General features: G+C 60.6%; 14 protein-coding genes. 5 read left to right on the top strand and 9 right to left on the bottom strand.

All coding sequences use genetic code 11. The features are described 5' to 3' along the window. Window position 1: 1 nt before the first annotated feature. Entirely contained in the window at window positions 2-385 is a 384-nt protein-coding gene (locus tag AC07OT_RS23965; protein ID WP_495109206.1) for a hypothetical protein, read from the top strand. 420 nt (window positions 386-805) lie between these two features. Here AC07OT_RS23965 and hemB read toward each other — a convergent pair whose 3' ends face one another. From hemB to AC07OT_RS23950, 3 genes are all read right to left on the bottom strand, one after another. After that, complete coding sequence (gene hemB / locus AC07OT_RS23960) at window positions 806-1,780, bottom strand: porphobilinogen synthase (protein WP_027603168.1); 975 nt, start codon at window positions 1,778-1,780, stop codon at window positions 806-808. 118 nt (window positions 1,781-1,898) lie between these two features. Beyond that, on the bottom strand, window positions 1,899-2,738 hold the full coding sequence (locus AC07OT_RS23955) for a PhzF family phenazine biosynthesis protein (RefSeq protein WP_495109205.1): 840 nt from the start codon (window positions 2,736-2,738) through the stop codon (window positions 1,899-1,901). A gap of 3 nt (window positions 2,739-2,741) precedes the next feature. Next, window positions 2,742-3,440 carry a glutathione S-transferase N-terminal domain-containing protein gene (locus AC07OT_RS23950; RefSeq protein WP_495109204.1) on the bottom strand — a complete coding sequence of 233 codons (699 nt, stop codon included), beginning with the start codon at window positions 3,438-3,440 and terminating at the stop codon, window positions 2,742-2,744. A gap of 253 nt (window positions 3,441-3,693) precedes the next feature. Between AC07OT_RS23950 and AC07OT_RS23945 the strand changes: the two genes are divergently transcribed. Both AC07OT_RS23945 and AC07OT_RS23940 read left to right on the top strand, forming a co-directional pair. Further along, window positions 3,694-4,395, top strand: a complete 702-nt coding sequence (locus tag AC07OT_RS23945) for a histidine phosphatase family protein (protein WP_065939354.1) — start codon at window positions 3,694-3,696, stop codon at window positions 4,393-4,395. A 45-nt stretch (window positions 4,396-4,440) separates the two neighbouring features. Next, entirely contained in the window at window positions 4,441-5,496 is a 1,056-nt protein-coding gene (locus AC07OT_RS23940) for a permease (RefSeq protein WP_027603164.1), read from the top strand. Here the strand turns inward: AC07OT_RS23940 and mnmH are convergent. The 4 genes from mnmH to AC07OT_RS23920 form a co-directional block, all read right to left on the bottom strand. Then, window positions 5,486-6,586 carry a tRNA 2-selenouridine(34) synthase MnmH gene (gene mnmH / locus AC07OT_RS23935; protein ID WP_495102280.1) on the bottom strand — a complete coding sequence of 367 codons (1,101 nt, stop codon included), beginning with the start codon at window positions 6,584-6,586 and terminating at the stop codon, window positions 5,486-5,488. The two genes, AC07OT_RS23940 and mnmH, sit on opposite strands and share 11 nt — an antisense overlap. Then, on the bottom strand, window positions 6,586-7,620 hold the full coding sequence (gene selD / locus AC07OT_RS23930) for a selenide, water dikinase SelD (protein WP_027603162.1): 1,035 nt from the start codon (window positions 7,618-7,620) through the stop codon (window positions 6,586-6,588). The genes mnmH and selD overlap by 1 nt, the downstream gene beginning before the upstream one ends. A 94-nt stretch (window positions 7,621-7,714) precedes the next feature. Continuing rightward, complete coding sequence (locus AC07OT_RS23925; protein ID WP_065926954.1) at window positions 7,715-8,464, bottom strand: TerC family protein; 750 nt, start codon at window positions 8,462-8,464, stop codon at window positions 7,715-7,717. Window positions 8,465-8,493: 29 nt separating this feature from the next. Next, complete coding sequence (locus AC07OT_RS23920) at window positions 8,494-8,745, bottom strand: hypothetical protein (protein ID WP_027603160.1); 252 nt, start codon at window positions 8,743-8,745, stop codon at window positions 8,494-8,496. A 134-nt stretch (window positions 8,746-8,879) separates the two neighbouring features. On the opposite strand from AC07OT_RS23920, the gene nhaR reads away from it, so the two are divergent. After that, window positions 8,880-9,782: a transcriptional activator NhaR gene (gene nhaR / locus AC07OT_RS23915; RefSeq protein ID WP_141157237.1), complete on the top strand. Its 903-nt coding sequence runs from the start codon at window positions 8,880-8,882 to the stop codon at window positions 9,780-9,782. A 4-nt stretch (window positions 9,783-9,786) separates the two neighbouring features. Here nhaR and AC07OT_RS23910 read toward each other — a convergent pair whose 3' ends face one another. Then, complete coding sequence (locus tag AC07OT_RS23910) at window positions 9,787-10,944, bottom strand: MFS transporter (protein ID WP_495109203.1); 1,158 nt, start codon at window positions 10,942-10,944, stop codon at window positions 9,787-9,789. Window positions 10,945-11,176: 232 nt separating this feature from the next. Here AC07OT_RS23910 and sstT point away from each other — a divergent pair, with 232 nt between their 5' ends. Next, window positions 11,177-12,397 carry a serine/threonine transporter SstT gene (sstT, locus tag AC07OT_RS23905; RefSeq protein WP_495109202.1) on the top strand — a complete coding sequence of 407 codons (1,221 nt, stop codon included), beginning with the start codon at window positions 11,177-11,179 and terminating at the stop codon, window positions 12,395-12,397. Between the two features lie 64 nt (window positions 12,398-12,461). Here sstT and AC07OT_RS23900 read toward each other — a convergent pair whose 3' ends face one another. Continuing rightward, window positions 12,462-12,971: a DUF1993 domain-containing protein gene (locus tag AC07OT_RS23900; RefSeq protein WP_065939363.1), complete on the bottom strand. Its 510-nt coding sequence runs from the start codon at window positions 12,969-12,971 to the stop codon at window positions 12,462-12,464. Window positions 12,972-13,013 lie beyond the last annotated feature (42 nt).

Here is a 13,013-nt window from a genome sequence, read left to right as displayed (position 1 = left end):
AATGAAGATACAAATAACTGATATCTTTTCTGACAAAGGCACTGTGAGAGTAAAATTCAACTCACCTTTTGGAAATGCCACAGCTTTATGGAGCGGGACCAAGTTAAAAACTGGTGAAACTCTGGATGTAGAGTTAGAACTTGATGAAATATTTTCATGGGGACAAAACATCATGCCCTCATCTGTAAAAACACCACAGATCGCTTCTGCGAATGGGGCTCATAAAATTATCGGCGAGCTTATCCAAGATGCAGACCAAAGTTGCTCAATACTAAAAATCGGCGATTCAGTAATTTTGATTGAAATTGAAAAGCCAATCACCGGCAAGCCCAGCTTTGTTGAAGTGATAGCAACTGACATTCTTCTTCACCCAACAAATGTCTGAGCATAAATTCACTTACTCTACAGCCATCAATTACATATAAAAAAATGCTCAACCAGCGGAACTCAATCGGAGAGAGCTATAAAAATACACATTTTGAATATGTAACATAAAGAAAATCAACAGCAATACTAGATACAGACGGAAACCCAATCACCGCCTGCACGGATTATTGAAACGAAACATCAACCTAAACTTTCAATCCTCCGCAGCCTTCTATTCAAAAGCCAGGAAAAATATATAAAATTCAGACCAGCTATTACACCACCTTCATCCAATCACACAATTCAAACTTCACAGAATGCAGTTAGTCAGGCAGATGAAGTATTTAAGGTAGATCGTGGGCATGGGGCTGCTACGCAGCCCAACGCGAGCAAGCTCGCTCACCACAAGTGTTCGCTCACCAGGGGGGTTACGTTGCCCTTAGATCCCAGCCAACGCCAAGTCCATAGCAAAGTAAGTAAAGATCAAATCCGCCCCCGCACGCTTGATCGACCCCAACGTTTCCCGCACAACCCGATCCTCATCGATCGCTCCCGCCTGGGCGCCGAACTTGATCATCGCGTATTCGCCGCTGACCTGGTACGCCGCCACCGGCAGGCGCGAGGCTTCGCGGATGTCGCGGATGATGTCGAGGTAGGCACCGGCCGGCTTGACCATCAGTGCGTCCGCGCCTTCCTGTTCGTCCAGCAGCGATTCGCGCACGGCTTCGCGGCGGTTCATCGGGTTCATCTGGTAGCTTTTGCGATCGCCCTTGAGCGCGCTGCCGCCTGCTTCGCGGAAGGGGCCGTAGAGGGCCGAGGCGAATTTGGTGGAGTAGGCCATGATCGGGATGTGAGTGAAACCGGCTTCATCCAGCGCACGGCGGATGGCCTGGACCTGGCCGTCCATGGCGGCCGAGGGGGCGATCACGTCGGCCCCGGCGCGGGCAGCGGCAACGGCTTGTTTGCCGAGATTGACCAGGGTCGCGTCGTTGTCGACATGGGCACCGTGCATCACGCCGCAGTGGCCGTGGTCGGTGTACTCGCAGAAGCAGGTGTCGGACATTACGATCATGTCCGGCACCGCGTCCTTGATGATCGAGGACATCCGCGAGACCAGGCCGCGTTCCTTCCAGGTGTCGCTGCCGTTGGCGTCCAGATGATGGGACACGCCGAAGGTCATCACCGACTTGATACCGGCACGGGCATAGCGCTCGATCTCGGCAGCCAGCTTCTTTTCCGGGATGCGTTGCACGCCGGGCATGCTGGTGATCGGCACGAAGTCGTCGATGTCTTCTTCGACGAAAATCGGCAGCACCAGGTCGTTGAGGGTGAACTCGGTTTCCTGGAACAAGCCACGCAGCTCCGGGGAGCGGCGCAGGCGGCGTGGACGGGCTTGGGGGAACTGGCTGGTCATGGCTGTCCTGAAAAAGTGGCGGGAAATCTTTGGGGCGAAAGCTTATGCCCCATGGCCCCGGCAGCACAAATGCCCAGGGGCCAACAGTGTATTGCGGGGGCCGTAATAATGTATTGATCTAGAGCTGTAGACGCCCGTCGATGCACACCGCGACAGCGCCACCGACCCAGATTTCATCGCCCTGACGCTCGACCCGAATACGCCCCGCACGCCCCATGGCCGTGCCCTGGCTGACCACGTAGCACTCCGGCGCGAGTCCTTCGCCGAGCAGCCATTGCGCGACGCCGGCATTCAGGCTGCCGGTGGCCGGGTCTTCCTGGGCCCCGTCGCCTGCGACAAAGGCACGCACCTCAAACTGCGCGTCCACGTCGTCAGCCGGGCGGCAAGGAGCAATCACCCCGACGGCCAGCCCAAGCAGCTGCGAATAGTCCGGCTGCAAGGCCAGGACCTGATCACGGTCAGCCAACATCACCGCGAGCCATCCCGCGCCATTGTCAACCCACTGGCTGCGCACAATGGCCCCCGGCGCCAGGCCCAACCCCAGGCGAACACGCTCCAGCAACGCGGAGTCCACAGCGCCGGCACGCATCAACGGCGGTGCAATAAACGCCAGTTCATCGCCTTGACGCCGAATACGCACCAGGCCGATTTCACACTCCTGGATAATCTCCTCGCCTTGGGGCACCCCACCGGCCTTGAGCCACGCATGGCAACTGCCCAGCGTCGGGTGCCCGGCGAACGGCAGCTCCTGCAAGGTGGTAAAGATCCTCACCCGGTAGTCCGCCCGAGCATCGCGCGGTGTCAGCAAAAACGTGGTTTCACTGAGGTTTGTCCATTTGGCGAAGTCAGCCATCTGTTGGTCGCTGAGGCTGTCGGCACCCAGCACGACGGCCAGCGGATTGCCCTTGAGCGACACGCTGCTGAATACATCCAGTTGTTTGAAATCGAAAGTCGGCATGCTTCAGCTCGGAATATTCAGGCCACGGATGACTGCCGGCCGGGCGACAAAGCCGTCCAGCGCGCGCACTACGTTAGGGAAGTCGGCAATGCCGACCAGATCGCCCGATTCATAGAAACCGATCAGGTTGCGAATCCAGGGGAAGGTGGCGATGTCGGCGATGCTGTAGTCGTCGCCCATGATCCAGGTGCGGCCGAGCAGGCGCTTTTCCAGCACCTCCAGCAGGCGACGGGATTCCGCGGCGTAACGGTCGCGGGGGCGCTTGTCTTCGTAGTCCTTGCCGGCGAACTTATTGAAGAAGCCCAGTTGGCCAAACATCGGACCGATGCCCCCCATCTGGAACATCAGCCATTGAATCGTTTCATAACGTGTCGCCGGATCTTCGGAAAGCAACTGGCTGGATTTTTCCGCCAGGTAGATCAGGATTGCGCCTGACTCGAACAGCGCCAACGGCTGACCCGCCGGGCCGTCGGGGTCGATGATCGCGGGGATTTTGTTGTTGGGATTCAGGGACAGGAACTCGGGGGAAAACTGGTCCTGGGTCTCGAAACTGACCTTGTGCGCCTCATAAGGCAGGCCCAGCTCTTCGAGCATGATCGAGACTTTTACCCCGTTGGGCGTGGGCAACGAGTACAGTTGCAGGCGCTCCGGATGCCGGGCGGGCCATTTGCTGTTGATCGGGAACGCGGCGATCGGGTTCATCGGGAAACTCCCTGGCGGAAAGCCCCCATGATAATCATCTGTCCCACGTCCTGCATGGGTCATCAATGCGCAACATCAGCGGGCTATTATCCCCCGTGGGCGAACCAATACGCCCGCGTGCACTCTTAAGTGCGCTCAAACGGTGAATGGAGGCACCTCGCTATACCGACACGGAACACCCGCAGGACGCCCCAGGCGTCATTGGGGCCAGGCTTGTCCGCCTTAACGTGACGCACGAAGACTCGAACCCATAATGACGATCAAGCCTCTGCGCCTTGTGCAACGACTGAAACACTACGCCTACATCCTGCTGCCCCTTTTGCTGGTGAGCGGCGCCATGGTTGCCGCCCTCGACGCCCGGGAAAGCCGTGCCCAACCGGTGGACGGCGTGCAAACCCTGGTGTTCCTGCGCCACGCCGAGAAACCGGCCGGCGGCCTGGGCCAACTCAATTGCCAGGGGTTGAACCGAGCAATGAACCTGGCCACCCTGCTGCCGGAAAAATTCGGCAAGGCCAATTTCGTGTTTGCCGCCAACCCGACGCGCAATGTCGAGGAAGGTGAGCTGGACAATTCCTACAGCTATATTCGCCCGTTGATGACCATCAGCCCCAGCGCTATCAAGCTGGGCCTGCCGGTGAACATCAAGTTCTCGGCCAACGACACCAGCGACCTGGCCGACGAACTGGTGGAAGACAAATACCACAATGCCACCATCTACACCGCGTGGTCCCACGGCTACCTGCCGGAGTTGATCAACAAGGTGGCCAGTGAGGCCTCCGGCGAAAAACACACGATTACCGACGACTGGTCCGGCAGCGACTACGACACGCTGTACGTACTGACGCTGACCTGGCACAACGGCAAAGCCTCGCTGCTCAGCCGCAACTACAAGCAGGGCCTGAACGACGGTGAAGAAACCTGCCCGCAGCCAACACAGGTGAGTGCCGATAGCTGAGGGCGTATGATGCACCGCTATTGACTCATCTGCGGACCCTCCCCCATGCCCAACCTCGCCTCCACCCAGCCCGTCCGGGGCTGGTCGTTCTGGTGGAAACCTGCCCTCTTCCTATTGGTGGCCTGCGTGGGCCTCTACTACGTGAAGTGGTCGCCCTACTACTTCAAGGCGTTTGTTGCCGCTGACAACCACAGCATCGGCGCCTCGATCCTCAACGATCAACAAAGCTCGCCATTGGCAGCAGCGCTGGCCTACGCCCAGGTGTATTTCCTGGCGATCTGGAAAGCTGCCGTACTGGCGGTGATCCTCGGCTCGTTGCTGCAAGTGCTGATCCCCCGCGACTGGTTACTGCGCCTGTTTGGCCGTGCCGGCCTCGGCTCGACCTTGCGCGGCGGGCTGTTCGCCTTGCCGGGGATGATGTGCAGTTGCTGCGCGGCCCCCGTCGCGGCAGGTATGCGCCGCCAGCAGGTGTCGGTGGGCGCGGCACTGGCCTTCTGGATTGCCAACCCGGTGCTGAACCCGGCCACGCTGGTGTTCATGGGCTTTGTGCTGGGCTGGGGCTTTACCGCCTTGCGGCTGGTGGCGGGCATTGTGCTGGTGGTCGGCGTGTCACTGGTGGCACAACGCATCGCACGGCCGGACCAGGTGCCGGAAGTTGCCTTGGACGCGGTGGCCGAGGCCAGCCAGGTCGAAGCACAACCCTTCTTCAGTCGCTGGCTGCGTACCCTGTGGCAGCTGTTCTGGAGCACCATACCGATCTATATCCTGGCGGTGCTGGTGCTCGGTGCCGCACGGGTGTGGCTGTTCCCCCACGTGGACGGCGCCATGGCCAACAGCCTGGTGTGGCTGGTGCCCCTGGCGATTGTCGGCACGCTGTTTGTGATTCCTACAGCGGCAGAGATCCCCATCGTACAAACCATGATGACCCTGGGCATGGGCACCGGCCCGGCCGTGGCCTTGCTGATGACCCTGCCCAGCGTGAGCCTGCCGTCGCTGTTGATGCTGCGCAAGGATTTCGATGCGCGGGTACTGGTGACGGTGGCCGGGCTGACCATGCTGGTGGGCGTGGTGTGCGGGTTGATCGGCGCGCTTATCCTCTGAGGGCGCGCTCGCGCAGATAGGCCGTGACGGCGCCCTGCTCTCCCGCAAACTCGATGCGTGCGCCTTTGTTTTCACGCTGGAAGGCGTACATCGGGTCGTAATACTCGCGCAACAGCCCTTCAATCCAGGCGCGATGCAGGTCCACGGCGCCGCTGCGCAGCTGTTCAGCCAGGGCATCCTGCATGATCGCCTGCAACCGCTGGAAACGCTCGCCGCCCAGGCGCTTGTGGATATTGGCCAGGCCCTGGGTCAGGCGTTCGGCAAACAACGCCTGGCCCTGTTCACCAAACACCGCGATAAATTCTGCACAAAGGTCAATCACGTAATCGCGCAGGATGCGCTCGACACGGCCTTCGACGCTGTCTTCCAGCCACACCATCGGAAAGGTCTGCATGCCCTTGTGCAACGGCAACGGCAGCGCACAGCTGCCGATCATGCGGCTTTCATCCTCCACCACGAATTGCTCGATACCGCCCGCGCGTTTTTTCAGCAGGTCCACCGCCAGGCGGTTCTCGAAATCGATAGTGGAAGGTTGCGCCGTGGCGCGTTTGCCGAAGCTGGAACCGCGGTGGTTGGCATGGCCTTCCAGGTCCAGGGCGTTGCGCAACTGGCCCAGCACCTCGGTCTTGCCGGTGCCGGTCATGCCGCCCAGCAACACGAAATCACATTGAGCTGCCGCCTGGTCAAGGGTATCCAGCAGGAAGGTCCGCATGGCCTTGTAGCCACCGCCGACCCGGGGGTACTCGATGCCGGCTTCGGTCTTCAACCATTGCTGCACGATCTGCGAACGCAGCCCGCCCCGGAAGCAATATAAGTAACCATCAGGATTGGCCTGGGCAAACCGTGCCCATTGTTCGATGCGTTCAGCCTTGATCGCCCCCGATACCAGCTCATGCCCCAGCACAATCGCGGCTTGCTGGCCCTGCTGCTTGTAGCAGGTGCCGACGCGCTGACGCTCGTCATCGGTCATCAACGGCAGGTTGATCACGCCGGGGAACGCGCCCTTGGCGAACTCGACCGGCGCGCGGGTATCCATCATCGGCCGGTCGTTGAGGAAAATGTCGCGGTAATCGGTGATGTCAGTTGCCATCAAACCACCTCTACCGCGTGGGTCTGTCGCTCAACCAATTGGCCGATCGGCTCAAGGCTCAAGCCCAATTCAGCCGCCGTCGCGCGGAACTCGGCGTCGCCTTCAGGGGTGACCGCGATCAGCAGGCCGCCGCTGGTCTGCGGGTCGCACAGCACGCGTTTGTGCAATTCCTGCAGACGCCCGACCTTGCTCGAGTAGCTGTCGAAGTTGCGCAAGGTGCCACCCGGCATGCAGCCCTGGTCCAGGTAGTCCTCGATCCCGGGCAGACGTGGGACTTTGTCGTATTCGATACGTGCGGTCACAGCGCTGCCGTCCGCCATCTCCACCAAATGGCCCAACAGACCGAAACCGGTGACATCCGTCATTGCCGTCACACCGGCCAGCTTGCCGAAACGGCTGCCGGGTTTGTTGAGGGTGCACATCCAGTCACGGGCCAGGCCGATATCCGCCTCACGCAACTTGCCCTTCTTTTCGGCGGTGGTGAGGATGCCGATGCCCAACGGTTTGGTCAGATACAGACGGCACCCCACAGTGGCGGTGTCGTTGCGCTTCATATGGCGCTTTTGCACGATGCCGGTGACGGCCAGGCCGAAGATCGGCTCGGGCGCGTCAATGGAGTGCCCACCCGCCAACGGGATGCCGGCTTCGTCGCACACCGAGCGGCCACCACGGATCACTTCACGGGCGATCTCCGGCGCCAGCACGTTCACCGGCCAGCCAAGAATGGCGATGGCCATCAACGGGTCGCCGCCCATGGCGTAGATGTCACTGATGGCATTGGTGGCGGCGATGCGGCCGAAATCGAAGGGATCATCGACAATCGGCATGAAAAAATCGGTGGTGGAGACCACGCCGCGCTCATCGTCGATGGCATACACCGCCGCGTCATCGCGGGAGGCGTTGCCCACCCACAGGTTGGGGTCAAGGTTCTGCGCGCCGCTGCCCGCCAGGATCACTTCCAGCACCTGGGGCGAAATCTTGCAGCCACAACCCGCGCCGTGGCTGTACTGGGTAAGGCGAATCGGCTCGTTCATGGTGGACCTCAAGCTATCAAGTGGGCGGATTCTAACAGACAGCAAAAGGCCGGCTGGGCTCTTGTGAGCACAGCCGGCCTTTGGGGTTGCAGCGTTACTGCCGGGCAGCGAGCAGACGCTTGTGACGGTTGCGCCGAGCGATGTTCAGGCACTCGATGGCGGCCGAGAAGGCCATGGCCGCGTAGACGTAGCCTTTAGGCACATGGGCACCGAAGCCTTCGGCGATCAGCGTCATGCCGATCATGATCAGGAAGCCCAGGGCCAGCATCACCACGGTCGGGTTGTCGTTGATGAACTTGGCCAACGGCTCGGCCGCCACCAGCATCACGATCACCGAGGTCACCACGGCGATGATCATGATCGGCAAGTGCTCGGTCATGCCCACGGCGGTAATGATGCTGTCGATGGAGAACACCAGGTCAAGCAACAGGATCTGCCCGATGGCTGCGGCAAAGCCGATGGCCACGACATTGCCGGTACTGGTCTTCTCTTCGGGCTCAGGGTCCATGCTGTGATGGATCTCGGTGGTGGCCTTCCAGACCAGGAACAGGCCACCGGCGATCAGGATCATGTCCTTCCACGAGAACGCCTGGCCGAGCACTTCGAACACTGGAGTGGTCAATTGCACGATAAACGCAATGGTGCTCAACAGGCCCAGGCGCAACACCAGCGCCATGCTGATACCGATGCGCCGCGCCTTGGCCCGATGCTTCTCGGGCAATTTGTTGGTGAGGATCGAGATAAAGATCAGGTTATCGATGCCCAGCACGATTTCCATCACGATCAAGGTAGCCAGGGCAATCCAGGCGGTAGGGCTGGCGGCCAGTTGTAAAAGGTAATCCATAGGTCAGTCCTGACGTTGTGCTGGGGAGATTAGGTTTCTTTGGTGTTCGATTCAGACTCGTTTTCTTCCTGATCGTCCTTTTTTTGTGGATTGATCAGGCCGTTTGTCGCTTCACTCAACGCCTGCTCGGCAGCTTTCTGGGTGTCATCGATGGCTTGCTTGGCCGACTCGGTGGCTTTGCCCATGACCTGTTGCGCGCTTTTTTCGACCTGATCGCAACCGCTGATCATCACCAATGAAAGCGCAAGCAACGATGCCGCGCCCAGGGAATTGAGTTTCATCATGTCTTCCTCGTTAGAACCATTGGGTCCAAATAGTGGCCCCGCGATAGCGAGGCATTCTATGCAGGCAAACAGTTCAGGAAAATTCGTATTTTTCTCGCGTATACTTCGGTTTTTACGAAGTGACGATCATCATGCTCAATTACCGACAGTTGCATTACTTCTGGGTAGTGGCCAAGACCGGCAGCATCGTGCGCGCCTGCGAGCAGTTGAACCTCACGCCCCAGACCATCAGCGGGCAGATCAGCCTGCTGGAGCAAACCTACGGGATTGCGCTGTTTCAGCGGGTAGGCCGCCAGCTTGAACTCACCGAAGCCGGGCGCCAGGCCCTGCCCTATGCCGAACAGATGTTCCAGACCGGCAATGAACTGGAGGCGATGCTGCGCGCGCAGCCCAATGAGCAACAGATCCTGTTTCGGGTCGGTGTGGCGGATGTGGTGCCCAAGTCCATCGTGTACCGGCTGATCGCGCCGACCATGGAGTTGAGCGAGCCCCTGCGCATTACCTGCCGGGAAGACAAACTGGAGCGTTTACTGGCCGACCTGGCGATCCAGCGCCTGGACCTGGTGATCTCCGACAGCCCCATGCCCTCTCACCTGGACATTAAGGGCTACAGCCAGAAACTGGGGGAATGTGGCATCAGTTTTTTCGCCACCCAGGCATTGGCTGACAGGTACGCCGGTGACTTCCCACAGTGCCTGCACGGCGCGCCCCTGTTGATTCCCGGCGCGGAAACCGTGGTGCGCAGCCGCCTGCAACGTTGGTTTGCCGAGCAGCAGATCCAACCCAGGATCATCGGCGAGTTCGATGACAGCGCCTTGATGCAGGCCTTTGGCCAATCCGGCAGCGGGATCTTTATCGCGCCCAGCGTGATCGCCGATGAAGTAGTGCGCCAGTACGGCGTGGCGTTGATTGGCCAGACCGATGCCGTCACCGAGTCGTTCTACGCGATCTCGGTGGAACGCAAGGTCAAGCACCCCGGCATCGTGGCGATTACCGAAGGTGCACGGCGAGAGTTGTTTACCGCCCTGCCCTGAGCGTTCAGGCGTTGGACGCGACCGCTTGCCTGGCGGTCATCAGCCACAGCGCCAGCAGGATCGACACCAGGATAAACCCGGAAGCGGCGAAGCCCAGGCTGCCGAGGCCGAGGGTGTCGATCACATGCCCGCCGACCATGGCCCCCAGGCCAATGCCCAGGTTGGCCCCGGCGATATTCAACGACGCCGCAAACGCCGGGGCATGGGGGGCGGCCTTCATCAACCGCACATGGCTGACCAGGAACAGCGCCGCCTGGGTCACGCCCCACACCGCCATCGCCGCCGCCAGGCCGACCGTGGAATGGATCGCCGGTACCAGCGCGACCATGCCGGCGATCATGAAACCGCAGAACACCATCGAGGCGATCAGCGGGTGACGGTCCACCGCACGCCCGCCCAGGAAGTTGCCGATCAGCCCCACTGCGCCAAAGCCCATCAGGCACCAGCCCACCAGCGTGCCGTCGAAACCGGCCAGGCGCTCAAGGATATCCGCCAGGTAGGTATACGCCGTGAACATGCCGCTGAATACCAGGACCGACAACAGGATATGGCCTTGCATCAGCGGGTTGCGCAGGATCTTGAACTGCGAGCGCAACGACACCTGGTCGTTCTTCGGTTGGGTCACCGGCAGGTAGATGAACAGCAGCAAGGCCTTGGCCAGCGCGACCACGGCGAGGATCGCAAACGCGGCGCGCCAGCCGAACATATCGGAAATCAGCGTGCCCACTGGAATCCCGAACACCGTGGCGCAGACGATGCCGAAGCCGATCTTTTCGATGGCGCGCCCGGCGTATTCGGGGCCGACAATATCCACCGCGGTTTCACTGGCCAGGGCCCAGAACACCGGCAGGCCCAGGGCCGGGATCAAGCGCGCCAATGCCATCACCCAGATACTCGGCGCCAATGCGGCCACGGTATTGGCCACGCCGAACAGGAGCAGGATGCTGATAAACAGACGCTTGCGGGGGAAACGGGCGCAGTACGCGGTCAGAAACGGACCAAAGGCCGCCACGGTAAACGCAAACAAGGTCACCAGCAGGCCGGCCTGGGACACGCTGACGTTGAGGTCCCGGGCAATGGACGGCAACAGGCCGACGATAACGAATTCTGTGGTCAGCACGGTAAAACCGGCGGCCGACAGCAGCAGGATGGGAAACAGCATGAAAACTCCAGAAACGGCGACATCAACGACAGCCCGAAGGGCCCGCTGACGGAGAGGAAAGGTGAGAGGGCAGAATCTTAACAGAGTATGTCCGGCTTTTGCGAAGCCCCGGCGACCCAATGCCGCAGCGGCCGGGACAGGTCCAGCGGCATGCTAGACTTCGCGACCTGCTTCCTACAGACCTTTCTGCCTGCATTGCCGCGCCCTTAAAAAAACTAGAGACAACCTTTATATGACTGCTGCCCCTTCCCTTTTCCAACGCCTGGCCCGCATCAGCCTGGTCACGCAAATCGTCATCGGCTTGATCGCCGGCATCCTGCTGGCCCTGCTCTTGCCGGAGGCGGCCAAGGCCACCGGGTTTATCGGCAAGGTATTTGTCACCGCGCTCAAGGCCGTGGCGCCGATCCTGGTGTTCGTACTGGTGATGGCGTCGATCGCCAACCATAAACACGGCCAGGAAACCCATATCAAGCCGATCCTGTTCCTGTACCTGCTGGGCACCTTTGCCGCCGCCGTGGTGGCGGTGATTGCCAGCATGTGGTTTCCCTCATCGCTGGTGCTCGCTACCCATGACGCCACCGTGAGCGCTCCCGGCGGCATCGGCGAGGTCTTGCAAAGCCTGCTGTTGAGCGTGGTGGACAACCCCATCAGCGCACTGATGAACGCCAACTTCATCGGCATCCTGGCCTGGGCCATCGGCATGGGCATTGCTATTCGCCATGCCGGCGAGACCACCCGCACGGTGCTCGACGACCTGTCCAACGGCGTGACCCTGATCGTGCGCGTGGTGATCCGCTTCGCCCCGCTGGGTATCTTCGGCCTGGTGGCCTCGACACTCGCCACTTCGGGCTTCGGCGCCCTGCTCGGCTACGCCCACCTGCTGGTGGTGCTGATCGGCTGCATGCTGTTCGTGGCACTGGTGGTCAACCCGGCCATCGTGTTCTGGAAACTGCGCCGCAACCCGTTCCCGCTGGTGCTGATGTGCCTGCGCGAAAGCGGCATCACCGCGTTTTTCACCCGCAGTTCGGCGGCGAATATCCCGGTGAACCTGGCCTTGAGCAAACGCCTGGGCCTGCATGAAGACACCTACTCGGTGTCGATTCCACTGGGCGCTACGATCAACATGGCCGGTGCTGCGATCACCATCACCGTGTTGACCCTGGCGGCCGTGCACACCCTCGGCATTGCCGTGGACCTGCCGACCGCCGTGCTGCTCAGCGTGGTCGCGGCGATCTGTGCCTGCGGTGCGTCGGGTGTAGCCGGCGGCTCGCTGCTGCTGATTCCCCTGGCATGCAGCCTGTTCGGTATCCCCAGCGAGATCGCCATGCAGGTGGTGGCCGTAGGCTTCATCATCGGTGTGTTGCAGGATTCGGCGGAAACCGCACTCAATTCGTCCACCGATGTGCTGTTTACCGCGGCCGCGTGCCTGGGCAAGGAAGAGCAGTCGGCTTAAGCGCCAGGCGTAAAAAAGCCCGGGGTGGTTCAGGAATGAACCACCCCGGGCTTTTTTTCGAGCCTTAGAAAGCGCCCATGTAGTCCCGCTTGCCCACTTCCACACCGTTGTGACGCAGCAAGGCGTATGCGGTGGTGACGTGGAAGAAGAACTGCGGCAGGCCGTAGGTCAGCAGGTAGGACTGGCCGCTGAAGCGCTTCTCTTTCGGCGTGCCGGGGCGGGTGATGATCTCGATGCCTTCCTTGCCGTCGACTTGCTCGGGCTTGATGGTGTCGACAAACGCCAGCACCTTGGCGATCAGCGCTTGCAGATCGGCGAAGGTGACTTCGGTATCTTCGTATTTCGGCACTTCGATCTCAGCCAGGCGTGCGGAAACGCCCTTGGCGAAGTCGACGGCGATCTGCACCTGGCGCACCAGTTGGAACATGTCCGGGAACAGGCGTGCTTGCAGCAAGGCGTTGGGTTCGATGTTCCTGGCGGTGGCGTGGGCTTCGGCTTTGTTCAGCACATCGCTCAGGGCGGTGAGCATTTGCTTGAAGACGGGGATGGAGGCGGCGTACAGGGAAATAGTCATGGCAGTCTCATGGGTAGTGGCAGGGTTGGAACCAGCGGCGAT

Source organism: Pseudomonas sp. GW821-FHT09C10 (genome assembly GCF_059418085.1).
Note: the sequence above shows the minus strand (reverse complement) of the source record. Positions and strands in the feature narration are given on the sequence as shown.